20 protein-coding genes and 1 riboswitch are annotated in these 24,825 nt (G+C 55.0%); of the genes, 15 read left to right on the top strand and 5 right to left on the bottom strand.

What is annotated here, in order from left to right; translation table 11 throughout:
• The first annotated feature begins 227 nt into the window (after nucleotides 1-227).
• The 8 genes from CLOEV_RS16900 (at nucleotide 228) to CLOEV_RS11645 (ending at nucleotide 8,305) form a co-directional block, all read left to right on the top strand.
• The gene (locus tag CLOEV_RS16900) at nucleotides 228-398 is read left to right on the top strand and encodes a hypothetical protein (protein ID WP_008713121.1); all 171 of its coding nucleotides are present in this window, start codon (nucleotides 228-230) and stop codon (nucleotides 396-398) included.
• A gap of 94 nt (nucleotides 399-492) precedes the next feature.
• Entirely contained in the window at nucleotides 493-879 is a 387-nt protein-coding gene (locus CLOEV_RS11670) for a hypothetical protein (RefSeq protein WP_008713119.1), read from the top strand.
• Nucleotides 880-990: 111 nt separating this feature from the next.
• The gene (locus tag CLOEV_RS16565; protein ID WP_008713117.1) at nucleotides 991-1,164 is read left to right on the top strand and encodes an OadG family protein; all 174 of its coding nucleotides are present in this window, start codon (nucleotides 991-993) and stop codon (nucleotides 1,162-1,164) included.
• Nucleotides 1,165-1,166: 2 nt separating this feature from the next.
• Nucleotides 1,167-2,288, top strand: a complete 1,122-nt coding sequence (locus CLOEV_RS11665; RefSeq protein ID WP_034443903.1) for a sodium ion-translocating decarboxylase subunit beta — start codon at nucleotides 1,167-1,169, stop codon at nucleotides 2,286-2,288.
• Nucleotides 2,289-2,338: 50 nt separating this feature from the next.
• On the top strand, nucleotides 2,339-3,247 hold the full coding sequence (locus CLOEV_RS11660; RefSeq protein ID WP_008713114.1) for a LysR family transcriptional regulator: 909 nt from the start codon (nucleotides 2,339-2,341) through the stop codon (nucleotides 3,245-3,247).
• A gap of 3 nt (nucleotides 3,248-3,250) precedes the next feature.
• Entirely contained in the window at nucleotides 3,251-3,907 is a 657-nt protein-coding gene (deoC, locus tag CLOEV_RS11655) for a deoxyribose-phosphate aldolase (RefSeq protein WP_008713112.1), read from the top strand.
• 310 nt (nucleotides 3,908-4,217) lie between these two features.
• Nucleotides 4,218-6,188, top strand: a complete 1,971-nt coding sequence (locus CLOEV_RS11650) for a TRAP transporter permease (protein WP_008713111.1) — start codon at nucleotides 4,218-4,220, stop codon at nucleotides 6,186-6,188.
• Between the two features lie 407 nt (nucleotides 6,189-6,595).
• Nucleotides 6,596-8,305 (top strand): IS1634 family transposase, encoded by a 1,710-nt coding sequence (locus CLOEV_RS11645; protein WP_051485057.1) that lies wholly within the window; start codon nucleotides 6,596-6,598, stop codon nucleotides 8,303-8,305.
• A gap of 196 nt (nucleotides 8,306-8,501) precedes the next feature.
• On the opposite strand, the gene CLOEV_RS11640 is transcribed toward CLOEV_RS11645, so the two are convergent.
• Entirely contained in the window at nucleotides 8,502-8,780 is a 279-nt protein-coding gene (locus CLOEV_RS11640; protein ID WP_156938410.1) for a hypothetical protein, read from the bottom strand.
• A gap of 332 nt (nucleotides 8,781-9,112) precedes the next feature.
• On the opposite strand from CLOEV_RS11640, the gene CLOEV_RS11635 reads away from it, so the two are divergent.
• The 3 genes from CLOEV_RS11635 to CLOEV_RS11625 all read left to right on the top strand — a co-directional run bounded on the left by CLOEV_RS11635 (nucleotide 9,113) and on the right by CLOEV_RS11625 (nucleotide 13,390).
• Nucleotides 9,113-11,083, top strand: a complete 1,971-nt coding sequence (locus CLOEV_RS11635; protein WP_008713106.1) for a TRAP transporter permease — start codon at nucleotides 9,113-9,115, stop codon at nucleotides 11,081-11,083.
• Between the two features lie 135 nt (nucleotides 11,084-11,218).
• On the top strand, nucleotides 11,219-12,175 hold the full coding sequence (locus CLOEV_RS11630; RefSeq protein WP_008713105.1) for a TAXI family TRAP transporter solute-binding subunit: 957 nt from the start codon (nucleotides 11,219-11,221) through the stop codon (nucleotides 12,173-12,175).
• Nucleotides 12,176-12,472: 297 nt separating this feature from the next.
• The gene (locus CLOEV_RS11625) at nucleotides 12,473-13,390 is read left to right on the top strand and encodes a hypothetical protein (protein ID WP_034443899.1); all 918 of its coding nucleotides are present in this window, start codon (nucleotides 12,473-12,475) and stop codon (nucleotides 13,388-13,390) included.
• On the opposite strand, the gene CLOEV_RS11620 is transcribed toward CLOEV_RS11625, so the two are convergent.
• The gene (locus tag CLOEV_RS11620) at nucleotides 13,381-13,941 is read right to left on the bottom strand and encodes a DUF1850 domain-containing protein (RefSeq protein ID WP_034443897.1); all 561 of its coding nucleotides are present in this window, start codon (nucleotides 13,939-13,941) and stop codon (nucleotides 13,381-13,383) included. The two genes, CLOEV_RS11625 and CLOEV_RS11620, sit on opposite strands and share 10 nt — an antisense overlap.
• A 258-nt stretch (nucleotides 13,942-14,199) precedes the next feature.
• On the opposite strand from CLOEV_RS11620, the gene CLOEV_RS11615 reads away from it, so the two are divergent.
• Both CLOEV_RS11615 and CLOEV_RS11610 read left to right on the top strand, forming a co-directional pair.
• The gene (locus CLOEV_RS11615) at nucleotides 14,200-15,759 is read left to right on the top strand and encodes an ABC transporter substrate-binding protein (protein ID WP_169732227.1); all 1,560 of its coding nucleotides are present in this window, start codon (nucleotides 14,200-14,202) and stop codon (nucleotides 15,757-15,759) included.
• Nucleotides 15,760-16,053: 294 nt separating this feature from the next.
• A complete protein-coding gene (locus CLOEV_RS11610) occupies nucleotides 16,054-17,559 on the top strand; it encodes an AMP-binding protein (protein WP_034443892.1) in 1,506 nt (501 codons plus the stop codon).
• A 72-nt stretch (nucleotides 17,560-17,631) separates the two neighbouring features.
• On the opposite strand, the gene CLOEV_RS11605 is transcribed toward CLOEV_RS11610, so the two are convergent.
• Nucleotides 17,632-18,894, bottom strand: a complete 1,263-nt coding sequence (locus CLOEV_RS11605; RefSeq protein ID WP_008713097.1) for a class II fructose-bisphosphate aldolase — start codon at nucleotides 18,892-18,894, stop codon at nucleotides 17,632-17,634.
• Nucleotides 18,895-19,014: 120 nt separating this feature from the next.
• Nucleotides 19,015-20,190 carry a putative hydroxymethylpyrimidine transporter CytX gene (gene cytX / locus CLOEV_RS11600; RefSeq protein ID WP_034443889.1) on the bottom strand — a complete coding sequence of 392 codons (1,176 nt, stop codon included), beginning with the start codon at nucleotides 20,188-20,190 and terminating at the stop codon, nucleotides 19,015-19,017.
• A gap of 52 nt (nucleotides 20,191-20,242) precedes the next feature.
• A riboswitch (TPP riboswitch) is annotated at nucleotides 20,243-20,349 on the bottom strand.
• Between the two features lie 295 nt (nucleotides 20,350-20,644).
• Here cytX and CLOEV_RS11595 point away from each other — a divergent pair.
• Nucleotides 20,645-22,204: an AbgT family transporter gene (locus CLOEV_RS11595; protein ID WP_034443886.1), complete on the top strand. Its 1,560-nt coding sequence runs from the start codon at nucleotides 20,645-20,647 to the stop codon at nucleotides 22,202-22,204.
• Between the two features lie 120 nt (nucleotides 22,205-22,324).
• The gene (locus tag CLOEV_RS11590) at nucleotides 22,325-23,410 is read left to right on the top strand and encodes a M20/M25/M40 family metallo-hydrolase (RefSeq protein ID WP_008713091.1); all 1,086 of its coding nucleotides are present in this window, start codon (nucleotides 22,325-22,327) and stop codon (nucleotides 23,408-23,410) included.
• Nucleotides 23,411-23,527: 117 nt separating this feature from the next.
• Here CLOEV_RS11590 and CLOEV_RS11585 read toward each other — a convergent pair whose 3' ends face one another.
• Nucleotides 23,528-24,685: an MFS transporter gene (locus CLOEV_RS11585; protein WP_034443882.1), complete on the bottom strand. Its 1,158-nt coding sequence runs from the start codon at nucleotides 24,683-24,685 to the stop codon at nucleotides 23,528-23,530.
• Nucleotides 24,686-24,825: the final 140 nt, after the last annotated feature.

Genomic DNA, 24,825 nt, shown 5'->3' with positions numbered 1-24,825 from the left:
CTTTACAAGCGCGGCCGCCGTGAGGGCGGCCGCGCTTGTACTAGAATAATGCAAATTTTGTGATAATTTGGAAGAGAATCCCCGGAAGTAGTCTTTTTTTCGATAAATTTTTCTCCTTTTATTATTGACTTCCTGCGATTTTATGATATAAAAATAAATGAACGGCACTTATCAGAGGCGTTATTCTGGTAGGTCCTTTTTTGTGCCCTTAGAAAGGCGGCTGTTCAATGAAAAATAAAACTTTTCTGCTCCTTCTGCTGCTCACCATCTTTGCCTTTGCCGCGCTTCCCGCTGAGGCGTCGGCTGAAATAATCAGCGGTTCCGGTACCATCGGGATCGTAGTGATGTGCGTGGTGGTGATAATTTGCACGTATCTCATGAAAAAATTCATGGGTTAAATATTTAGGCAAGAATACGCAGTTGAAATATTAAGTAAAATGGTATTTAATCTATACGGGATTTTTGATTTAACAAGGAAGGAGTGCATGGTGGATGACGATCGCTTCTACACAGTCTAAAGAAAAGACGGCGCTTGCTCTGTTCGTACTCATCGCCATGCTCTTCGTGGCGGGTTCTCCGCTTTCCTTCGTCTCGCCTGGGTATGCAAAGGCCGATTCCGATATCGCGCACCTTTCAGCCAATACCGATATCCCCTTCGGCACCATCTGCGTGCCTGTGAATTCGGTTCCGGTCACGGTGGAAAAGAGCCTGCGGATACGTGACGACAGTTCGTTCGATACGCTCCGCGTCAGCCTTCCCGTCCTGACGGAAATTGGAACGGGACCGGTCTCCGCCGCCTGCCTGTTTGCAGACGTCTATATGGCTAATGCCCATTACTGCGGCATCAGCGATCCTAAAACTGTCCAAAAACGAGAATAAAACCCCCGGAGAAATACCCACCTCATATTTTTATATACTGATAGTGCTGTTCAATATTTATTCTGTGTAGTGGAAACGCATTCCACATCAAAATATTAGGAGGCAATTGATATGCCTGTTACGGCTTCACTCAGTTCCTATTTTGTTGGGCCTATGGGGGCGCTTATTATGTCCTTCATCTCGATGAGTATTGTTTTTCTCGTGATAATCGGGCTTATGCTGGTAATGACAGTTACCGGCAAAGTTGCCGCTATGCTCGACAAAAAGGCTCCGGAGGGTAAATAACAATGGAACTTTACATGACCGCTCTTAAAGGCGTTGTTGATCAGTCCGGGTTTATCGCTCTCACGACCGGCAACCTTCTGATGCTGTTCATCTCGTTTATCCTGCTCTATCTTGCAATAGGGAAGGACTTTGAGCCGCTGCTCCTGATGCCGATAGCCTTCGGCTGCCTGCTGGTGAACCTCCCGCTTTCCGGGATCATAGACGAGGGAGGCTTTCTTTACTATGTTATGTTCGGGATCAACCATGAACTCTATCCGATCATAATATTTATGGGCATCGGAGCGCTGACGGACTTCGGCCCGCTGCTTGCGAACCCCGTGACATTCCTGCTCGGGGCCGCCGCCCAGCTTGGCGTTTTCGTAGCCGTCATCGGCGCGATGCTGATGGGCTTCACGATCCAGGAGGCCGCCGGCATCGGCATCATCGGCGGAGCTGACGGTCCGACCGCGATCTATCTCTGTGCGAAGCTGGCCCCCGCGATCCTGCCGGCGGTGGCGGTGGCGGCCTATAGCTATATGTCGCTCGTTCCGCTGATCCAGCCGCCAGTCATCAAACTGCTGACGACCAAGGCCGACCGCTCGATAAAGATGGAACAGCTTCGCCCGGTCTCCCGTACCGAACGCATCCTCTTCCCGATCATATCGACGCTGGCCTGCGGACTCGTGCTTCCGGCCGCCGTCCCGCTCATCGGAATGCTGATGTTCGGGAACCTCATGCGTGAATGCGGCTGCACCGAGCGCCTATCGCTCGCCGCGCAGAACGAAGTGCTCAACGCCACGACGATATTCCTCGGCATCTCCGTCGGCGCGACGATGAACGCCGAGACCTTCCTTACGCTCGCGACGATCAAGATAATCTGCCTGGGGCTCATAGCTTTCATATTCAGCACGGCTGGCGGAGTCGTCTTCGGCCAGCTCATGAAGGTCCTCTCGGGCGGCAAGATCAATCCCATTATCGGCGCTGCCGGAGTGTCGGCGGTCCCGATGGCGGCGCGTGTCTGCCAGAAGGTAGTATCAAAGGAGTTCCCCGGCCAGTATGTTCTGATGCACGCCATGGGACCTAACGTCGCCGGCGTCATCGGCACGGCGGTTGCCGCGGGAGCGATGCTCACCCTGTTGAAATAGGCTGATAAAAAGATAGAAATAGAATAAAATACTTTAAGGAGGTGATGAGAATGCACGAAAAGGGAATAGAGACCTTTCTTGCCGTCGCCATGTCGCGTACCCTCGGGAAAGCGGCTGAGCTTCTCAATGTCACACAGTCGACGATAAGTTATAACCTCAGCGAACTCGAGAGTGAAATGGGCATGATCCTAGTCGACCGCCAGAAGGGCATGAAATCGATCCGGCTGACGCCGTCCGGCGAGGGCTTTCTTCCGCTCGCGCTCAAATGGCAGGAAGTCAGCAGAGAGATCGGAAACGCACGCAGTCCCGGTTCGGCCTATTCTCTCACCATAGGAGGCTCAGAGAGTGTCAACTGCCGCCTGCTTCCTGAGATATACAACATACTGCTGGAGCACGAGCCGCCCGTATACCTGCGCATCATGACCGACCCCTCCGATCAGATGTACCAGGCGGTGGAAAGCCGCGCTCTAGACGTCGCGATCACCTTACACGAGGAAAATACGCGCTATGTCCAGATAGAACCTTTTTACAGAGAGGGTTTTGTCACGGCGCGCATTCCCTATCCCGGCGAGATCCCCGGAGAATTCATAAAACCCGCGGAACTGAAGCAGGACGGGGAGTTCTACATTGAATGGAGCGGCGGATACCGGTTATGGCATGACCATATCTGGGACCCGCTGAAATCCTTCAAGGTAAAACTTGATTCGGTCAACCTCGTAACGTCCCTGATGAAACATCCAGGACAGTGGTGCATGATCCCTGAATCTGCCGCGGAGCAGTTCAGGAAGGAATCCCCGAAGGCGGTATTCCAGAAAATTTACGATTCTCCGCCTGATATCGTATATTATAAGCTGACTCACAGATATCCGAAATCGAGCTCGATACCCGGTCTCGCGATATTTGACGAGGTCCTGAAACAGCGGATCGCCGAACTGACCGGCAAGGAAAAGGAGAAATAATATATGAATCTGGCACCCTATATCGACCATACGAATCTTAAACCAGAGGCCGCAGCCGAAGATATAAAAAAGCTCTGCGAGGAAGCTCTCAGATGCGGTTTCGCCTCCGTGTGCGTAAATTCTTCGCGCGCGGCTCTTGCGGCGGAACTCCTTAAGGGTTCAAGCGTGGCAGTCTGCGCCGTCGTCGGTTTCCCGCTGGGAGCGGCGTCCAGCGCCGCCAAGGCATTTGAGGCGAAAAAAGCCGCGGAAGACGGCGCGTCGGAGATCGATATGGTGATCAATATAGGGTTCATAAAGGACGGCACCGACGAAGAGGCCGCCAAAGATATAAGGGCCGTCGTCGACGCCGCCCCCGGATGTATCGTAAAGGTGATAATCGAGACATGCCTCCTCACGAAAGAGGAGAAAATACGCGCCTGTCATGCCGCGATGGCGGCTGGCGCGCACTTCGTAAAAACCTCCACCGGCTTCTCAACGGCGGGGGCGACCGAGGAAGACGTCAGGTTGATGAGGGAAACGGTGGGAACGGCCATGAAGGTCAAGGCTGCCGGCGGCATCCGCGACGCGGATTTTGCCGCGCGCCTCATCATGGCGGGAGCGGACCGCATAGGGGCCTCCAAATCGGTCGAAATCTGCGGAGCGGGGAGCTCTTGCCTGTAGTGAGCGATCTCCGCGCGCTGACGTACTGACATAGCCACGCGCTTGCCGGGTCCCCAAGGACGCGGCGGGAACAAAACTTAATTTTTACGGCGCCCCGCATCTGTTGCAGCGCGGCTTGCTGTTGTGGTACTGCCGGCGGGATCGGATTTTTATTCCTATGTTTGCTTTTTCGTAAGACTGGCAAAAACAAACAGACGGAGTAGTCCGCTTTTCCGCCCCAGGCAGAGGTATATAATCCACGGCCCCCGGCCCGCGCGAATGTATCTAAATACTGTACCTTTAAAGTCTCCACTATAAAGGAGGAGTTACTGTGAACGAAACAGAGGTAAAAACCGCGGCAGCAATGGAAGAGAGCGCGAGGATCGATCTTGACGATCTTATGCGCAAATATGATACGGAATCGCGTTTTAGAATACTTGCCGGCTGGCAGGGCAAGATGGTGGCGCTGCTTGCCGTCGCCATGTCCTGTTTCCACTTCTATACTTCGGGATTTGGGCTGCTGCTCGCCCAGATGCAGGGCGCGGTCCATCTGGCCTTCACGCTGGCGCTGGTCTTTCTTCTTTACCCGGCCACGTCGAAACAATCTAAGACCAGCGGCATCCCCTTCTACGATTTCATCCTCGCGGGGCTCGGTGTCGCCAGCGCGCTGTATCTGGTCTTTTTCTTCAACGACCTGGTGACCAGAGCCGGGCTGCCGACGACGGCGGACCTCGTCATGGGGTTCATCCTCATCGCTACGCTGCTTGAGGCGACGCGGCGAATATCTAACCCCGTCCTGCCCTGCCTCGCCGTAGCCGCGCTGCTCTACTGCTACTTCGGAAGATACCTTCCGGAGATGCTTGCGCACAGGGGCTTTTCCATTCCGCGCATCATAAACCACATGTACCTCGGAACGGAAGGCATCTTCGGCACGCCTCTCGAAGTATCCTCGACCTTCGTCTACATGTTCATCCTCTTCGGAGCGGTGCTTGAGAAGACTGGGCTCGGACGGTTCATCATCGACCTCTCGATGGCTCTTGCCGGCTGGTCGACAGGCGGCCCCGCGAAAGTCGCGGTAGTCAGCTCCGGCCTGATGGGAACGGTATCCGGCTCATCGGTCGCCAACGTCTGCACGACGGGTATGTTCACGATCCCGCTCATGAAGAGCGTAGGTTATCAGCCCTACTTCGCGGGCGCGGTCGAGGCCGTCGCCTCCACTGGCGGGCAGATAATGCCGCCGGTCATGGGAGCGGGCGCCTTCATCATGGCGCAGTTCCTCGGCGTGCCGTACATCGAGGTGGCGATCGCCGCCGTCGTCCCCGCCCTTCTTTACTACTTCGCGGTCATGGTGCAGGTGCACTTTGAGGCCAGCCGTCTCGGACTCAAGGGCATTCCCTGGTCACAGCTGCCCCCGCTCCTCCCGCTGATGAAGTCGAAGGGATTCCTGCTCATCCCGCTTATCGCGATCATCTACTTCCTGCTCGCCGGCTACACGCCGCTCAAGGCGGCCTTCAACGGCATCCTCGTCAGCTTCGTGCTCTCCTGGCTCAACAAAGATACGCGACTGACGCCCGACAGGATATTCCAGGCATTTGAAGCGGGCGCACGCGGAGCGATCGGCGTGGCCTGCGCCTGCGCCACGGTCGGCATGGTCGTCGGTATGGGTACGCTTACGGGCCTCGCCCTGCGCATCGCCGGAGCGATCGTCGCGGCGGCCGGCGGCAGCAAGATACTGACGCTCATCTTCACGATGTGCGCAAGCATCGTACTGGGAACCGGGCTTCCGACGACGGCAAACTTCATCGTCACCAGCACGATGGCGGCTCCGGCGCTCTTCCAGCTCGGCGTTCCGCCGATGGCGGCCTACATGTTCGTCTTCTACTTCGGCATCGCGGCCGACCTGACGCCGCCCGTCGCGCTCGCGGCCTACGCCGGCGCCGGCATCGCGGGCGCGGACCCGATGAAGACGGGCTGTACGGCCTTCAAGCTGGCTCTTGCCGGCTTCCTCGTGCCATACATTTACGTCTACAATCCGATGCTGCTCTTCATCGACGCGGTGCCCTTGGAGATGGTCCAGGCGATCTGCACGGCGCTGATCGGCGTATTCCTGCTCGCGATGTTTACGGTGGGGTACTTCAAGGCGCAGCTGGCCTGGTATATGAGGATACTTGCCTTCGCCGGAGCCCTCGGACTCATGATCCCCGGCACGATCTCCGACCTTTGCGGGCTGGCGATTCTCGCGCTGATCTACTTTGTCCAGAAGGCTAAAGAGAAAAAACTGTCGGCAAACGCGGCGGCATAACGCCCCTTAATACCGGCATAAAAAAGCGGGCTTTCTGAAAAGAAGCCCGCTTTTTACGCAGATATATTTTACGTAGCGTCTCTCCGATATTTTTTTAGAAAAAGACACAGTTCCTCGATATCTTCCTGCACGCGTTTCAGAGTCGAATCTTTCGCGTCCTCGATTTCATACTTTACACGATCGCGGAAAAATGATGACAGCGAATCAAGTTCCATATCGAGAACAGATATCCTCTTTTCCAAACTGCTGATATAGGTCTCCCGACTTTGTCAAAAAAGCCGCAAAAAAGTCATCAAAAAGGCATGGAACTACCGGATCCATGCCGATATTTTCTGCGCAAATTATGTGGTGTATTAGTGGCGTATTTTGTTTTGTTGTGATATAATACCTCACAGGGGGGTGTCCTCATGAGGCTTTATATTAAACATGCGCGCTGCGGCGATTATGTGTATTTCATGGAGAGTTACAGGGATCCTGTCTCTAAACAGTCAAGAAACCGTATTGTAAGGTCGTTTGGACGTTTGGATGATTTACTCAAGGCAGATCCCGACGCGCTGCTCAAGCTTGAGGCGGAACTGAAGGATACCAACGCCGTCCCCGTACGCGGTGTTGATGAACTTTTGGCGGAGTTCGTCAAGAAGGAGCCAGCTAAGGTTTCTTTTGCTGGGATGCCAGTTCTGAATTATGGCATTTTCTGTTATCGTGCGCTTTGGGATGAGCTGCGCCTGGATGATGTTTTGCGTCGTATTTCCGATTCCGCCGGTTCGCCCGTTCATTTGCCGCGTACGGCTTTTTTGTTGGCGGCTCTGAGGAATATGGAGCCATGTTCCAAAGCGGCGACTTTTCGCAGACGGGGTGATTATCTGTATGGTTTTTCAGATGTCCGCGAGTGTGATATGTATAAGTCTTTGGATCTTTTGGCGGATTATAAGGAGAGGTTGGAGTCTCATCTTTTCAAACGTCTTTTTCATGGTCGTGACGAGGAGGTTTCGGTCGCTTTTTATGATGTGACCACATATTATTTCGAGAGTGTCGCCGCAGATGGTTTTAAGGGTTTTGGTTTTTCAAAGGATCACCGTGTAAACGAGGTCCAGGTGGTGATGGGCCTTTTGATTGACGGAGACGGCATTCCGCTCGGCTATGATTTGTACCCTGGCAATACGTCCGAGTTTAAGACGCTTGCATCAGCTCTTAAGAAGTTGAAGAGTTCATATAAGATAAAGAAGGTCATTGTGGTAGCGGACCGCGGGTTAAATTCCAAGAGTAATTTGTCGATGATAAAGAAGTTGGGTTTTGAGTATATCCTTGCGTTTAAGGTCCGTTCCGCGCCGTCAGATGTGAAGGAAGCCATTTTGTCAGATGAGGGTTACTGCAGCGTTGCCGGTGAAGACGGCGAACTTTCATATCGCTATAAGGCGATGCCTCATATTCAGGTGATAACGGAAGATAAGAAAAAAGTGGTTTTAAGTGACAGCCTTGTGATAAGTTACTCCGCCAGGAGAGCGGAAAAGGACCGCCGTGACAGGGAGAGGCTTGTGAAGAAGGCGGTGAAGCTTGTAGGTAATCCTGCTCAGTTTAAAGCTGAGCTTAAAAAGGGAGGCAAGAGCTTTGTAGTGGCGGATATTGGAGGAGGAACTCTCCGGCTTGATGAAGAAAAGATAGCGTCTCAGAGTATATTTGACGGTTATTATGGGATTATAAGCAGTGACATAAATCTTTCTGCAGAAGCTGTTACGGCTATTCATCACAGGCTTTGGAAGATAGAAGAGAGCTTCCGCGTGATGAAGACCGATTTAGAGGTTCGTCCCTGTTTCGTCTGGACCCCTCGGAGAATACAAGGCCATTTTGTTTCCTGTTATCTGGCATTTGTGCTTCAGAGGCTGCTTGAACTGAAACTGAAACGTGCCGGTATCCAAGCTGGGACGCAGATGATCCATGAGGCTATACGCGAGGCTAACGTTACGGCGATAACGGTACAGTCGAAGACGATATACATAAAGAACGAGACAGGCGAGTTATATGAGCAGATATCGGGCATGCTTGGTATGGAACCGCTTCATACATACAGTATGAGGGTAGAACTGGAAAAAGCGCTTCATCATAAAATTATTCGGTAATCTGTACACCACGCTGATTTACACTTGATAAAGAGAGCTTAACTCTTGGTATTAGCGGGGCGGGCTCTCTTTTTTACCCATTTTTTTGACAAAGTCAGGAAAAACTGTCGGCAAACGCGGCGGCATAACGCCCCTTAATACCGGCATAAAAAAGCGGGCTTTCTGAAAAGAAGCCCGCTTTTTACGCAGATATATTTTACGTAGCGTCTCTCCGATATTTTTTTAGAAAAAGACACAGTTCCTCGATATCTTCCTGCACGCGTTTCAGAGTCGAATCTTTCGCGTCCTCGATTTCATACTTTACACGATCGCGGAAAAATGATGACAGCGAATCAAGTTCCATATCGAGAACAGATATCCTCTTTTCCAAACTGCTGATATAGGTCTGGCCGCATCCCAACAGCTCGCTAAGTTTTTCTTGGGGGATTTTTCCCCTGTATTTTCTTAACCTTCTGCCGAATTCTTTTATCTCCATACTGATAATGCCGCGGCGGTTTGCCGGCGGTGTATCATATTCTTTAGAGCGCTTGTAATTGTGATACGAAAACCTTGTTCCATTTATATGCATAACTGTAAACACGTCCGCATGGCTGTATTTTAAGGAGCTGACAGTTGATACTTGCTTGATAGAAGTATATAATAATTAACGAGACTTTTGATAATTTACCGGAACGACAGCGTTTTGCATAAAAAAGTATGGAATCTTGAGCAATCAGGAATTTATTTTATTGTGGGGTGTGTGAAAACCCCCCGTTCCCGTGAAATTATTTTTTATGTCTCAAACTCTCCACGGAGGAGGAATTTTTTGTGAGCGAAACAGAAGCAAAGGTAATTGATCAGGTGGAGGAAAACGCGCAGATCGACCTTGACGATCTGATGCGCAAGTACGACACGGAGGCGCGTTTCAGGGCGCTTACCGGCTGGCAGGGCAAGATGGTGGCTCTGCTCGCCGTGGCAATGTCCTGCTTCCACTTCTACACTTCGGGGTTCGGGCTGCTGCTGGCACAGAAACAGGGCGCGGTCCATCTGGCTTTCACGCTGGCGCTGGTATTTCTTCTTTATCCGGCCTCGTCGAAACAGTCGAAGACGAGCGGCATCCCCTTCTATGATTTTATTCTTGCTGGACTTGGCGTCGCCAGCGCGATGTATCTGGTTGTCTTCTTTAACGACCTTGTGACCAGGGCCGGACTGCCGACGACCGTCGATCTTGTAATGGGGTTCGTCCTGATCGCTACGCTGCTTGAGGCCACGCGGCGAATATCTAACCCCGTCCTGCCATGTCTGGCGGTCGTGGCTTTGCTTTACTGCTACTTTGGAAGGTATATGCCGCAGATGCTCGCGCACAGGGGATTCTCCGTCGCGCGTATCGTAAACCATATGTATCTCGGGACGGAAGGTATCTTCGGAACGCCTCTCGAGGTGTCGTCGACCTTCGTCTTCATGTTCATCCTCTTTGGCTCGGTGCTTGAGAAGACGGGGCTCGGACGCTTCATCATCGACCTCTCGATGGCCCTCGCAGGGTGGTCGACAGGCGGTCCCGCGAAGGTAGCCATCGTGAGTTCCGGCCTGATGGGCACGGTATCCGGTTCCTCGGTCGCCAACGTCTGCACGACGGGTATGTTCACGATCCCGCTCATGAAGAGCGTCGGCTATGAACCTCATTTCGCGGGCGCGGTCGAGGCCGTCGCCTCCACTGGCGGGCAGATAATGCCGCCGGTCATGGGAGCGGGAGCCTTCATCATGGCGCAGTTCCTCGGCGTGCCGTACATCGAGGTGGCGATCGCCGCCGTCGTCCCCGCCCTTCTTTACTACTTCGCCGTCATGGTGCAGGTACACTTTGAGGCCTGCCGTCTCGGACTCAAGGGAATCCCCTGGGCGCAGCTGCCGCCTATCTGGCCGCTGCTCAGGTCGAAGGGCTTCCTGCTCATCCCGCTTATCGCGATCATCTACTTCCTGCTCGCCGGCTACACGCCGCTTATGGCGGCTTTCAACGGCATCCTCGTCAGCTTCGTGCTCTCCTGGCTCAATAAGGAGACGCGCCTGACCCCGGCACGGATTTTTGAAGCCTTCCAGAGCGGCGCGCGCGGAGCGATCGGCGTGGCCTGCGCCTGCGCCACGGTCGGTATGGTCGTCGGTATGGGAACGCTTACGGGACTTGCCCTGCGCATCGCCGGCGCGATAGTGTCAGCCGCGGGCGGCAGCAAGATACTGACCCTCGTCTTTACGATGTGCGCGAGCATCCTTCTCGGAACGGGATTGCCGACGACGGCAAACTTCATCGTCACCAGTACGATGGCGGCTCCGGCGCTCTTCCAGCTCGGCGTTCCCGCTAAGGCGGCCTATATGTTTGTCTTCTACTTCGGCATCGCGGCTGACCTGACGCCGCCAGTCGCGCTCGCGGCTTACGCGGGTTCCGGCATCGCGGGGTCAGATCCGATGAAGACGGGGATGACGGCTTTTAAACTCGCGCTGGCGGGATTCCTCGTCCCATATATTTACGTCTATAGCCCGATGCTGCTATTTATCGACGTCGTGCCTTTGGAGATGGTCCAGGCGATCTGCACGGCGCTGATCGGCGTATTCCTGCTCGCGATGTTCACGATAGGATTCTTTAAAGCGCCAATGGCGTGGTATATGAGGATACTTGCCTTCGCCGGAGCCCTGGGGCTGCTCATACCGGGGACTGCCTCCGACCTCGCCGGACTTGCCGTGCTCGTCGTCATCTATGCGGTGCAGGTGGCCAAAGCGAAGAAGCTGGCGGCGAATGCCGCTGCGTAATATATCAGTGATAAGCCGCTTTGAGCGAAATTGTGCATTGAGTATTTGGGCAAAAAAGAGTATTATAAGAGGCGTAGAGCGGGCTTGAGGTTAAAGAGCCCATGTTTCAAAAACAAAATTCGGGGAGGAAACAAAATGAAGAAAGGCATCATCGTAACAGTTGTAGCACTTCTTGCAGCACTTTCCCTCACAACAGTAGCCACCGCGGCTCCGACGTACATGTCGGTAGCGACAGGCGGCACGTCCGGCACCTATTACGCGGTGGGCGGAGCTCTCGCGGCCGCGGTAACGAAGGGCGGAAAGATCCAGTGCACGGCTGAGACCGGCAACGCCTCCGTAGCGAATGCGAACCTTATCGCGACAAAGGGTATCGAGATCGCGTTCGTACAGAACGACATCACCTACTGGGCCTACAATGGCGAACTCATGTTCCAGGGCAAGCCCCTTAAGAACATCCGTACGGTAGCTTCGCTCTATCCCGAGCACGTCCAGGTCGTCGTCGCGAAAGGTGCTGGAATCAAGAACATCGCTGACCTTAAGGGCAAGCGCGTAGGCGTTGGCGCTCCCGGATCAGGCGTTGAGGGCGACGTTCAGGCTATCTTCAAGCTGGCCGGACTTACCTACAAGGACCTTAAGAAAGCCGACTTCCTCGACTTCGCCGCGGTAACGAGCCGTTTCAAGGACAACCAGATCGACGCCGGATTCGTCGTTGCCGGCTTCCCGACAGCCTCGATCATGGACCTTACGACAACGAAGGATGTCGACCTCATGAGCTTTGACGACGCTTTCCTCGCGAAGCTGCACAAGGCGTATCCCTTCTTTGTCGCCAGCACGATCCCTGCGAAGACCTATAAGGGAATCGACACAGACACGAAGACCCCTGCCGTTATGGCGATCCTCATCACCAACGATTCAGTACCCGCTGACCAGATCTATGCGTTCCTGACCGGTATGTTCGATAACCTTAAGGATATCGCCGCCGTTCACGCGAAGGGCAAAGAGATCACCCTTAAGGGCGCGCTCGACGGACTCACAGCGCCGCTGCACCCCGGTGCGGAGAAGTTCTACAAGGAGAAGGGGCTCATCAAGTAGTTTTGAGACTTTGAAAATATCTGCGGGAGCCGTCGTTCTGGCGGCTCCTTTTTGTTATGTTTTTTGATGAATTTACGCATTATCAATGATTTTTATCATTTATACGCGATAGTATAATTACAACCGGCAAAAAAGCTGAGGATTCATTATAAATGAAATTTCTTTATTGTTGATTATTTGGAAATTCAGGGGGATACGGGCAAAATTACCGGCGATTTTATTGTATAATATTACGGAGTTATGATATTTTTGTCTAAGGTATCAATAAAAATCTAAATCACGGGGCGAGTTGGTATTTTGATAGACCTTATCGTTATGCCGTTTTCCGCGGCGGCTTTTATCTACCTCATCATCAGCATAGCGCTTTTATTCATGGGTATAGAAAATGTGATCTTCAATATCCGGGGAGATAAGAGGGAATCTGTATTTTCCCCCTTCAAACGTTTTATCGGGGGGAAGATGCTCCCCGTAAAAAAGAGGCCCCCGCGCTCACTGTATCTTTCATGTCTCTTTCTCATCGCCGTCTACTTTTTCATCCCGATGGGCTCGCTGCCGCAGTTTATATCGGCGGAGGGCGGTTTTCTGATCGTTGTGGCGCTGCTTGTCCTGGCGCAGAATTTCTATATCAGAGGGCTCAAGCAATATTCAAAAAGAATGTATCTTTCCATCGACCGCAACCTTATAAACGTACTGTTCAAATTCACGATGGCGCTGCTGCTCGTCCTCATCACGCTTGCCTGGTTCGTGATAAATATTGGGGTGCCTGGGAGCATCTTCAGCCTCAGCACCTATGCCGCGATGCCGCTGTCCAGCGTCACAAACGTATGGGGACATCTTGGTATGGCGTTCTTTTTCTTTTCTCTCGCGGTCGTCTCTCCCTGCCGCAAGGTCAGGGATATCGGGCTTACGGAATACACCTCGCTGCTCGAGGTATATGACGCCGTGCGTTCGACTCTGTGTCCGGCGATAATAACGGCGATATTCATCCCGATGAACATCGGCCTGACGCTGAAGCTTGCCGGCGTCCCGATGTACGCCGCAGACTTCGCCTTTTTTTGGTTTAAGGTCTTGGTCGTGCAGACGGCCGTCATCCCGCCCATACGTGCGGCCTACCTGAATATGAAAAAGCGGCTGCCTCACGGCTGGAAGTCGTCCCCTTATCTTTTCCTCTCATACAGCGGCGTCGTACTGTTTCTTATAAACCTCTACCTGTAGGCTGAAAAGAGCCTCTGCTGGGGGAGCCGTTCGTAGAGGGCCTCCGTCCTGTAAAGTTTTGCGAACATCAGCGGGCCGTTCTTAACGGCGACAGTCAGTCGTTTCCCCGGAAATGCTTTGAACAGGCATGCCGTGCCGAATGGCGGCAGCGTCATCTTGTTGCGGCCGAAGGTATCGTTGCCGACGCGGAGATAATAGCGGTCCCATGACTGGCGGCCGCCCTGGAATATCATCCATTCGGCCGTTTTTATATAGCGTCCGTTGTCGGGTTTAAGGCAGGGCATCCCCGCGTTCGATGATTTTACGCGCTCCTGCCATGTCCATATCTTGCCGCCGATCACAATATATTCGTCTTCGACAGGGGTCAGCTCCACCGAGTGGATATATGTCGTCGTAAGGTGGTGTCCGAAAGCCACGGGCACAGAAAAAAGCACGTTGCGTTCGTCGTCGGTGAGGAGCAGCGAGTCGACGCGCCAACCCAGGGCGGCGATGAAAAAAGAGGCGCCGAGCAGAGAAAAAAAGAGCAGGAAGACCGGGATATGTTTATGCATATTGTTTCACCTCGTTTCCGCTATACATTATCACCTGGAGAGGGTTTTTACAAATTATGAAATTCATATATCAGGGCGGCGCGTGAAGTTCGCCGGCTGCGCCGGCGCAGCCGGACGGCAGGGCTGGCCGCTCCGTTCGTTAATTGAGGGCTTGATGGTTCTGCCCCGATTCATTTATGAACTCCTATGCTGTATACTATCGATATTAAGATGAGGAGTGGAACGATGTCCGAAAATATTCGGGATGTATTGTCCGATTTGATAGACAGTTATGGAATAAATATTCTGGAAGACCCTGACAGGTTGTCTCAATTTCTTGAAGACCGCTGCGCGCGGGAAGCCGAGGAGGCCTTTCACCTGACATTCGCCCTTCGGTACCTTCTCAAAGGCGGCTGGCGCGCCGCGTCGGCGACTGCCGTTCTGGACAAGGAACAGGAAGAACGTTTATGTCAGCAGCTTGGCTTCACCGCCGCGCAGTCGCGGGATGTAACGGCGCTGATAAACGGCGCGGTCGCCGATAGGTTCACTAAAGAAAACTCCGCGGAGGATAGCTTTGTCGCGACGCCGGGCAATCTGCGGCGGATATCCGGCGGCATCTCAAACAGGCCGCGAACTACGAGAATACGCACAAAATCCCTCTACAACGGCATTATCCTGATCGCGTCGCTTCTGGTGCTGGGCGTCCTCTTTTTTCAGATCGGCAGCCAGCGTACCCCTGTCGGCGACGAGTTGCGCATCGCCTTTTTTGCCCCCATGTCCGGGCCGGAGGCGCGGCTTTCGCATGTGCAGCTTCGCGCGGCGCAGCTTGCGGTGGAACGCATAAACATGCAGGGACCGCTGCGGGGAGAATATAAGATTAAGGTGATCGGCTTCGACCTGCCAAAGGACCCGGCGAAGGCCGTGGCCGCGGTCCGAAACGCGATGAAGGACAAGAGCTTCCTCGTGATGATGCTTGGCGCCAACAATGGGAATATCCCGGACCTGGCGCGGCTTGCCGAAAGCGTCGAGGCGCCGCTCGTCATTACGTCGCCGGAACCGCCGAGCGAAGAGGACCTGCTGGACGGCACGCTGCCGTACCTCTACACCTTCAGCCTCGTGAACGACGCTAAGGCGCGCGGCAAAGTCCTCTCCTATTTTGCCGCGCAGGCGCTGCATAAAAAACAGATCGCCCTTTACTATGACTCGTCAGGCAGGCTCCCTGAGGAGACCTACCTTTCCGCGCGCAAGTGGGCTGTGGGTTTTGGCTCTAAGGTCGTCGCGGAACTCTCATACAACGGCAAGCGCGACGGCGGCCACTCGGCGGCGATGAGGGCGATAGCCGAGAGCGGGGCCGACCTGCTGATAATTCCCGGCGGAGGGAAAAACTCGGCCAAGATCATCTCGGAGGCGCGCGCCGCCGGTTTCAGCGAGGCCATTCTGGGTGAGGGATACACCGAAAAAACCTACGCCGACGCGGGCGCGGCGCTCAAAGGCAGTTGGTGGGTGAACGAGGTATCGGCGCTTGATCCGCCGATACGTTCCGTTTTAAAAGAGTACAAGAGCCTTTACAACGAAAATTGTCCGCCCGAAGACGTTATGCCCGCCATTCTCTCCTATGACGGCGTCATGTGGATCGCGGCGGCTCTCCAGAGCACGCCGGGTTTTCGCGGCGAGGCGATACGGCACACGCTGCTTGCCACGAAAAATCTGGCTTTGACGCACGCGACCCTGACCATCGACCCGCGCAGCCACTTGCCGCTGAATAAAGCCATGGCGATAGTCTTCTGTGCGAACGACAAAGGAATATTTCAGCGGCGCGTCAGGATAAGCAAGGATTAGCGGCGGCGGCCGAACCTGTGAAAGACGAAAGGGCGGACTCATATCCGCGATGATGAACGCCCGCTAAAAATCTTACGCGGCAATGCTCGGCAGTGGATAATATCGGAAAAATCTGTGATAATACTAAGAGGGTCGCTGACAGCTCCCTTGCGGGGGATTACGGTCGGCTCTGGCGGCGTTGATCATTAGATGAGAGCCGAAATCTTTGATTTTCGGTCATCGAGGCCGGCAGTGATACCGGATGGTGCATACGATCAGCGCCTCCTTAATAAAGCGTAGCAGGGTGGCATGAGGATGGTAAGGAAGTTCAATGAAGACCGGCTTGATGATGCTATAAGGGCGGCCTGGCAGGGAAAAGAAGAATCGGACTGCATCTGGTGGCAGGGGCGGTGGTGGAGTTGGCGGCGTTTTGAAACGCTTGTCGCCGACTGCGAAGAGAAGCTGAGGGCTTCCGGGTTTGGCGTCGGACAGCGCCTTGCCGTACTGCTGCCAAACTCTCCGATGGCGCTTGCCCTCTCCGTCGCCTGCTGGCGGCTCGGCGGAGCCGTCGCGCCCCTCAACGCGCGTACCGGGGCCGTAAACCTGATAGATACTATAAAGATGCTCGACGTAAACGCCGTCATCCTTACGGAAGAGGGCCATAAAAAGGCGGAGGGATTTCCCGCTGACATACCGCTCGTCCCCTCGGCGCTTGAAGGGCCGCTGCCTGTGTGGCGAGGCAGAGAGGGAAGCCCGGATACGGCGGAGACCGCCGTGATCTTCTCAACGTCCGGGACCTCGGGACTGCCGAAGGCGGTCGCCTGCCTCCATTCGAACATGCTCGGCAATCTCGCGCCGATAGAGGCGCACGTTCCCGGCCTGCTGGATGACGACGCGGTATTTCTCAACGTGCTGCCGAACTTCCACACATTTGGCTATAACCTGGCGGGAATGATGCCGCTTGCTTTTGGGTTGCGCCAGGCGGTGGTCCCGAGCTTTGTGCCGGTCGACAATACGATAAAGGCTATCGAGGAGTCTGGGGTAAACAGGATCATCGCCGTGCCGACGATAATGGCTTTCCTGCTGGGGGCTCTCGCTAAGAAGGATCAGCACCTGAAGGGCATCACTCACGTCATCACCGGCGGAGACCGCCTCAACGTGCAGATGGAGGGGCGCTCCCGTGAATATCTCGGCGTCGGCATCCTTGAGGGCTATGGCCTGACAGAATGTTCGCCGGTCGTTGCAGTAAACTCCACGGAGGCGGCAAAAAAGCTTGGCACGGTGGGACGTCCCTATCCGGATTACGAGATAGAGATACGCGACCGCGAGGGGAGGCTGCTCGACATCCATCAGGAGGGGGTGCTCTGGGTAAAGGGCCCGTCCGTCGTTCCCGGTTACTTCCGCGACGAGGAAAATACGAAGGAACGCTTCCATGACGGCTGGTTCAACACCGGAGACGTCGTTCAGATAGATGACGACGGCTACATCAAGATCGTAGACCGCGCGACGGATATAATAATCGTCAGCGGCTTCAACGTATACCCGCAGGAGGTCGAAGCGGCTCTCTGCGCCCATCCGGCTGTGCACGCTGCCGTCGCGGTCGGCGAGAAGAACAATGTCGCCGGAGAACTTGTTAAGGCCTTTATCATCCTCAACGAGGGGGCCGAGGCATCGTCGAAAGAGCTGATGGATTATTGCCGCGAGAGGCTGGCGCACTACAAAGTGCCGCGCAAGATCGGCTTCGTCGCCGAATATCCGCTCTCTCCCACGGGCAAGATCCTGCGCCGCGAGCTGCGGAAGATGAAGATCGAGAAGCAATAAAGACAAAAAAGAGGCCCGCGCGGAAATCTCCGGCGCGGGCCTTTCCCTTAATAAATTATTTCCGTCTTATGTTTAGTCGTCGTAATTCTTGCCGTCATTCCCGCCTTTGCCCGGCGCGGTGGCCGCGGTGTAGTTCTTTCTCTCGCCGAGGACCTTGCGGTCGGGAGCGGCGTTCTGGTCTACGCGCTTTGCCATAACTTCGGCGACCGCCTCGGCGCTGCCCTCCGCTCCGAAGGCGACGATGAAGCGTTCGGCCCACCAGGCCATTTCGTCGACTATCCTGTCTACGATGGGCTTCGGCTCCGCGAGTATCATATCGCAGAAGGGCAGATTGAGCTTCTTATAATCTCCGCTCTTGCGGCTCATGCCCTTTTCGTCGCCGGCGGCGACGATCTTCTCCCAGAGCTCGACGGAGATGCCGCGGTCGGCCTCCTTCGTATAGGTGCCGCCCTCGGTGATCGCGTTGCCGGTGTTCGGGTCCATCTTGATCCCGAAGTAGACGTTCTGGAAGAGCGTCGCCACGTTGCCCTTGCGGATGCCGTACTTGCGGAAGGTCGAGACCTTGTCGAGCGGGGTGCCGGAGATGCCGTGCTGCGCGATCGTCACGCCGTAGGGCGCGATCGCGTCGGCGATCTCCTTCGTGCGCGCCAGGTCGATGCCCTCCATCTGTCCCGCCGTCGGGTCGTAGGTGCCGTGGAGGCTGCCGTTCGAGATCGCGAGGTAGTCGGGGAATATCTGCCAGGCGTTGAGTCCGCCGATATAATAGAGGGCCTCTTCGACCGTTGAAAGCTCGCCGGGGCCCTTTATCTCGCCGACCTCGACCTCAAGTCCGAGCTCCGAGGGCAGCCAGTCCGCGAGCGCGCGGGTGGCGGCGAAGTTGTCATAGTCGTCCAGGTGTGAAGCGTCGATAGCCACCGAGGTGAAGCCGTTGTTGAGGATCTTTGTGAGATGTCCCACGCCCTTCAGCACGTCGGCCCAACCTTTAATGGCATAATGGTCGACATGGAGCCCGAAGACCGCGCCGTGTCCCATCTCCTCGGAATACTTCAGGGCGTATTCGGAAATGTTGTCGTAGGTCGCGCCGCAGTAAGTCGACTCCGACTTTGCAAGCTCGATGAGCACCGCCGCGTTCTTTTTCTTTGCCGCCTGGAGCACCGCCTTTATCACGAGCGGATGACGCGCGTTCGCCGCCAGCACGATGGAATCGACTTCTCTGGCCGCCGCCGCGATATCACGCCCGCTGACAAGCCCCATCTCCGTATCGCCGAAACGTGCCTGCACGTTCAGCGGACGCTTCTTCAGCAGCTCCTGATATGCTTTGCTCTTTACATCCATTGGAATCTCCCCCTGAGAAATTTTTATAATAAGGTGCTTATAGACTAATTGTAGCCCTTATACATGGATATTGCAAAGGAAATGACGCAAGATCGTAAAGTGAAATATTTATCTTTGTTATTATTTCTCAGGTATCAGTTTGCCGGCCAGCCATGTCAGCGCGGCGGTCGCGGCGATCACCGGCAGCGTCGCGCCCACGGGACTGCCGGCGGTCATAAGATACCGGTAGAGCGCGAAGCCGGCGCCCCAGAGGATCAAATTCCTCGGCGAGAGCTGCCTCGCGGCGCAGTTCCTCTTCAAGATAAAAAAGTCGGTCACCATCACCGCCGCCATCGGCGCGAAGACGGAGGAGATGAGATAAAGCAGGCTCTCATAACTGTCGGAGCGCGCGAAAATGGCGATCATCGTGCCGATAAAGCAGACGGCGACGCCGGCGGCCTTTTCCCTGATCCCTTTGAATATGACGTGGAAGCTGATGCCGGCGGAATAGGCGTCGAGAAAGGTCGTCGTCACGGTGGAGAAGGCTACGATCACCACGCCCGCGGCGCCGAGCCCGGCGTCGAGCATGATCTTCGCGATATCGGAGCCGCCTGTGTAGAGCGCGACGCCGAGTCCGATGAAATACATCCAGCAGCTGGTCAGCGAATAGACGGCCGTGCTGACGGCGGCGCTCTTTTTCGGTTCGCGCGCGTCGCGCATATAGTCGGAGATCAGCGGCAGCCACGACAGCGGCATCGCCACCGATAGTTCCATCGCGTCCGCGAAGCTCATTACGCCGCGGGCAGCCTCCGTCTCACCGCGCTTAAAGACGATGAAGGAGAGCACCAGCGTGAGGATGAAGAGCGCGCCCATCGCGATCTTGTTGACGCGTTCAAAGTTCTTCATATCGAGCAATATCCAGACGGCGATCATGATGCCGATCACGCCGCACCAAAGCATGTTGTCCGTGCCGAATACCGGGTTCAGGATAAGGCCGAGCGAGATCGCGCCGCCCGCGATCATCACCGCGGTCCAGCCTACGAGCTGCAGCACGTTGAGCGCCGCGAAAAACTTAGCCCCCTGCTCTCCGAAGGAAAGCTTGACGCTCTCCATCGCGCCGCGCCCGGAAAGCCCGCCGATCAGCGCCGCGAGATACATGAGAAAGCCGCCGATCAGGTGTCCGGCGACCACCGCGCCCATGCCGCGCGCCATCCCGAGCGGAGCCATCAGCGTCCCCGTGTATATCTCCGCGATGGAGACCGCCGCGCCGAACCAAATCAGCGCGTTTGCCGTTGTCGTTCTCTTTTCCTCATTCATCAAAAACACTCCTTAAAAATAATGACGGCCCCTCCAAGAAGGACAGCCGTCACTGAATTCGAGCTATTCTCCCTACGGTGGCATTACCCACATCAGGTTCATCGGGTCGAGGCCGCGCCTCCTCTCAGCCGAAATATCCAGGCTCCCCATAAATCACGCGGGAATCGTTCCCGCTTTCGTCACGTATTCTAAACAGTTTCGCAGGCGTTGTAAAGTTTATTTTTACGATATTTATTAATAACTGTACTAGAAGCATTTCTCCTTATAATATTGGCTTGTTTTAAAAAATTATTGACAATTTTTAAATATTCAAGTATGTTATATTTAATTATTTTATTTGGCGAGCAACTGGCGCTATTACAAATAAATATACACGAGCAGCGCCAACAACGGCGGAATCAACTGGGTTCTTTGCAGTTATTCATAAATATCTTTATCAGGAGGAATTTTTGTAATGACAGCCGAAACAAAGAAGAGGGTTTCTCTGTTCGACCGTTTTCTCAATGGAGTTGAGCGCGTGGGCAACAAACTGCCGCATCCGATAGCGCTCTTTGCGATCTTTGCCGCCGTGACGGCGGCGCTCTCCGCGATCTTCGCGGCGATGGGCGTCTCCGCGACCGGCGAACTTATCAACCGCGCGACAAATACCGTGGAGATGCAGACGATCCAGGCGATAAGCCTGCTTAACAAGGAGGGCGTCGTCTATATGCTCACCTCGGCGGTAAAGAACTTTACGAACTTCGCCCCGCTGGGCGTCGTCCTCGTCGCCATGCTCGGCGTCGGCGTCGCCGAGACGAGCGGCTACATCCCGACGATCCTCAAGCGCACGGTGGCGGTCACGCCGCGCAGCCTCATCACGCCCGTCGTCGTCTTCCTCGGCATCATGTCCAACATAGCCTCCGACGCCGGATACGTCGTTCTCATCCCGATCGGGGCGCTGATGTTCATGGCCTACGGGCGTCATCCAATGGCCGGCCTGGCCGCCGCCTTCGCCGGCGTCTCGGGCGGCTTCTCCGCCAACCTCGTCATCGGCACCACCGACCCGCTGCTCTCCGGCATCTCGACGGAGGCCGTACACATCCTTGACGCGGCGCGTTCCGTCGAGCCGACCTCCAACTGGTACTTCATGATCGCTTCGACATTCCTCATCACGATCATCGGCACGATCGTCACAGACTACATAGTCGAGCCGCGCCTTGGCAAATACAACGGCAAATTTCTTGAGGGAGCCTTTGAATCGAACCAGATCACGGAAAAAGAGCGGAAAGCCCTTAGGATGGCGAACGCCGCGCTGCTCGTAATGACCCTGATCGTCGTGGCCGTATGCCTGCCCGCCGACTCATTCATGCGCAACCCCAAGACCGGAAGCCTTATAGCCGGCGCGCCGCTCATGCAGAGCATCATCGTGCTCATCATGTTCTTCTTCCTCATTCCCTCGGTGGTCTTCGGCTATGCCTCCGGCAAATTCAAAGACAACAAAGACGTCTGCGGCGCGATGGGCAAGGCGATGTCCTCGATGGGAGCCTACATCGCCCTTTCATTCGTGGCGGCGCAGTTCATCAACTACTTCAGCTACACGCACCTCGGCACCATCATCGCCCTAAAAGGCGCGCACGTCATCGAATCGACGGGCATCGGAGGCATCCCGCTGATGATCCTCTTCATCCTCTTCAGCGCCTTCATCAACCTCTTCATGGGTTCGGCCTCCGCGAAGTGGACCATCCTCGCGCCGGTATTCATCCCGATGTTCATGCTACTCGGCTACTCGCCGGAGCTGACGCAGGTCGCCTACAGAATAGGCGACTCGACGACGAACATCATCACGCCGCTGATGTCCTACTTCGCGATGATCATCGTCTTTGCGAAGGAATACGACGAAAACTCCGGCATCGGCACGCTGATCTCGACGATGCTGCCGTACTCGATATTCTTCCTCATCGGCTGGTCGCTGCTGCTCGTCGTCTGGATGTTCTTCGGCCTGCCGCTGGGTCCCGGCGCGGGGTTATTTATGTAAATAAGGGGTCAGGCGATCCCTTGCGGCCCCCCGGCATCGTTCATCTCGGGATAATTTTGCCGATAATAGCCTGAAAATAACCCCTGGTGGAAGTATAATGATAAAAACCTGTGAAAGAAGATGAAATTTTTGATAAACAAAGAACGTCTCTTAAAAAACTTTCTTGAATACCTCGCGATCGACAGCGAAAGCGGAAACGAGGCGGCGATGGCCGGCCGCGCCGCGGCCGACCTTAAAGCGCTTGGCTGCCGCGTCCGCATAGACGAGGCAGGCAGCGTCGTAGCGGTATTCGCGGGAGAGGCGCCGGCGCTTCTCATGAGCGCCCACATCGACACCGTTACGCCGGGCAAAGGTATCCGCCCCATCATCACCGACGGCGTGATACACACCGACGGCAGCACCATACTCGGCGGAGACGACAAATCCGGAGTCGCGGCGATCATCGAGGCGATCACGGCGGCGCGCGAGCAGGGGATCGCCCACCGCGCCGTCGAGGTGGTCCTCACCGTCGGCGAAGAGGTCGGCATGATCGGCTCCAAGTCCCTCGACTATTCTAAACTCTCCGCGAAAGAGGCGGTCGTCTTTGACTCCAGCGGCGACGCGGGCAAGATAATCACCGCCGCGCCGGGGCAGACGAAGATCCGTGCCGAGATAAAGGGCGTTGCGGCGCACGCGGGGCTCGCCCCAGAAAAGGGCGTCAGCGCGATACAGGTCGGGGCCGCCGCCGTCTCCGCGATGAAGCTGCTGCGCATCGACGAGGAGACGACGGCCAACATCGGCACCTTCAAGGCCGTTGGCGCGACGAACATCGTCAGCCCCTGCGCCTGCATTGAGGCCGAAGTGAGAAGCCGCGACAACGCGAAGCTCGAAGCGCAGACGAAGCACATGGTGGAATGCCTGGAAAAGGCCTGCCGCGACTTCGGCGCGAAGCTCGACTGCCAGGCGGCCACCAGCTACACCGGCTATACCCAGTCTGACGACGAGCCGCTCGTCATTACCGTAGTGGAAGCCTGCAAAAGACTCGGCCTGAAGCCCGTCATCGGCTCCACCGGCGGCGGCAGCGACGCGAACATCATGAACGCCAACGGCATAAAGGCGGTAGTCCTCGGCACCGGCATGGACAAGGTGCACACCACCTCCGAGCGCATAACGGTGAAAAACCTCGAAGATACCGCACGCCTCGCGCTGGAATTGATGAGGCTGTAAATGGAATAAGGAATCCCTCTGGACTCTGTCTGGGGCAAATGAAGTAAAAGGCGTTCCGTTTTTTTATTGACGGAACGCCTTTTATCTTACCTCGGCATGGCGGGGATGGGAAAAATATCACTTCTCCTGCCTGCGGCTGAAAAGTATCGCCATGGCGGCGGAGAGCGCCAAATACAGTCCGGCGTAGCAGGCTAAAGAAAGGTCTGCGCCGTTTATCCTTGACGATAATGATAATAACGGCGGGCCCAAAAACATCCCGATCCCCCAGAACAGATAATAGGCTCCGGAGATAGTGCCCTTATATCTCTCGTCAACGGCGTCATTCAAGAAAATCATTGAAGCGAGGTAAAATATGCCGAGCCCGATACTTGATATGGTGAGCGCCGACAACATCCCGGCCGCCGCGGGGAGCAGCCGTGTCGCCGCAAGCCCCAGTGAGGCGAGGAAGAGCCCGGAGACCATAAAGATTTTGGCACCGAAACGGTCGCAGAGTTTTCCGGTTATCAGCTGGGAGATGCTGATCGCGATGTAAAACAGCGAGAAAAAAATGCCGATATAAGTTGAGTCAAAACCCTTTTCCTCAATGAGGTAGGCCGGTATCGTCGTAAGAAATATCCCGTATCCGGTCCCATACAAAGTAATGCCAAGCAGGGCGGCAAAGATGGACGAGTCTTTGATCATCGCCATAATATTCGCCAGATTGAAGATATTCTCCGCATTTTTCCCCGGGCGGATGTCGTCGACCAGCCAGGCGATCAAAAGCGCCCCCGCGAGGCAGGCGAAAGCGTAGATGAGAAAGAGATTTTTCGCCGCCAGGAATTTAATGAGGAACACTCCGAGGATCGGCCCCATGGTAAGCCCGATGTGTATTATCGCGTTATATGACCCCATAACGGAGCCTTTGGAAGAGGCGTACTTTATTGAGAGCAGCGCGGGCGCGAGCGCCCAGACGGGAGCCTCTCCAGCGCCCTGCAGCAGGCGCGAGAGAAATATCATGGCCGAGCCGGTGGAAAAATAGTAACAGAGCCCGGTCAGGAAACAGAGGAAATACCCGGACGCCAAAAAACGCTTGAAGCCGAATCTGTCCGCCATCGCGCCGACCGGTATCTGCAGCACGATATATGCGACGGCGAACATAGAGGCCAGGTAGCCTACATTATTGCCGTTCCCGTCTAATTCTATGATTCTTTGCGGCAGCAGGGCGACGATCATCCCGACGCCGATCATCATCAAAAAAGCGGAGAGGTTAAGCCCCAAAAGAGTTTTGTCTTTCATTGTTTCCACCTCTCCGTTTTTTCGCGCTGTTTTCAGCGGCGTTAGATATATTTGGTAAATAGTGTTGAAACTAAAATATATTATAAATTTAATATCAAATATTATCAATAATTGATTGAATATTTGTTGGTTTAAATAGA

This window comes from Cloacibacillus evryensis DSM 19522 (assembly GCF_000585335.1).
Classification (GTDB): domain Bacteria; phylum Synergistota; class Synergistia; order Synergistales; family Synergistaceae; genus Cloacibacillus; species Cloacibacillus evryensis.
This window is presented reverse-complemented; position numbering and strand designations above follow the sequence as displayed.

What these genes read in the sequence shown, in the direction of transcription:
- CLOEV_RS16900 (WP_008713121.1), top strand. Translation starts at nt 228, where the DNA reads ATGAAAAATAAAACTTTTCTGCTCCTTCTGCTGCTCACCATCTTTGCC.
- CLOEV_RS11670 (WP_008713119.1), top strand. Translation starts at nt 493, where the DNA reads ATGACGATCGCTTCTACACAGTCTAAAGAAAAGACGGCGCTTGCTCTG.
- CLOEV_RS16565 (WP_008713117.1), top strand. Translation starts at nt 991, where the DNA reads ATGCCTGTTACGGCTTCACTCAGTTCCTATTTTGTTGGGCCTATGGGG.
- CLOEV_RS11665 (WP_034443903.1), top strand. Translation starts at nt 1,167, where the DNA reads ATGGAACTTTACATGACCGCTCTTAAAGGCGTTGTTGATCAGTCCGGG.
- CLOEV_RS11660 (WP_008713114.1), top strand. Translation starts at nt 2,339, where the DNA reads ATGCACGAAAAGGGAATAGAGACCTTTCTTGCCGTCGCCATGTCGCGT.
- deoC (WP_008713112.1), top strand. Translation starts at nt 3,251, where the DNA reads ATGAATCTGGCACCCTATATCGACCATACGAATCTTAAACCAGAGGCC.
- CLOEV_RS11645 (WP_051485057.1), top strand. Translation starts at nt 6,596, where the DNA reads ATGAGGCTTTATATTAAACATGCGCGCTGCGGCGATTATGTGTATTTC.
- CLOEV_RS11640 (WP_156938410.1), bottom strand. Translation starts at nt 8,780, where the DNA reads ATGGAGATAAAAGAATTCGGCAGAAGGTTAAGAAAATACAGGGGAAAA.
- CLOEV_RS11630 (WP_008713105.1), top strand. Translation starts at nt 11,219, where the DNA reads ATGAAGAAAGGCATCATCGTAACAGTTGTAGCACTTCTTGCAGCACTT.
- CLOEV_RS11620 (WP_034443897.1), bottom strand. Translation starts at nt 13,941, where the DNA reads ATGCATAAACATATCCCGGTCTTCCTGCTCTTTTTTTCTCTGCTCGGC.
- CLOEV_RS11610 (WP_034443892.1), top strand. Translation starts at nt 16,054, where the DNA reads ATGGTAAGGAAGTTCAATGAAGACCGGCTTGATGATGCTATAAGGGCG.
- CLOEV_RS11605 (WP_008713097.1), bottom strand. Translation starts at nt 18,894, where the DNA reads ATGGATGTAAAGAGCAAAGCATATCAGGAGCTGCTGAAGAAGCGTCCG.
- cytX (WP_034443889.1), bottom strand. Translation starts at nt 20,190, where the DNA reads ATGAATGAGGAAAAGAGAACGACAACGGCAAACGCGCTGATTTGGTTC.
- CLOEV_RS11595 (WP_034443886.1), top strand. Translation starts at nt 20,645, where the DNA reads ATGACAGCCGAAACAAAGAAGAGGGTTTCTCTGTTCGACCGTTTTCTC.
- CLOEV_RS11590 (WP_008713091.1), top strand. Translation starts at nt 22,325, where the DNA reads ATGAAATTTTTGATAAACAAAGAACGTCTCTTAAAAAACTTTCTTGAA.
- CLOEV_RS11585 (WP_034443882.1), bottom strand. Translation starts at nt 24,685, where the DNA reads ATGAAAGACAAAACTCTTTTGGGGCTTAACCTCTCCGCTTTTTTGATG.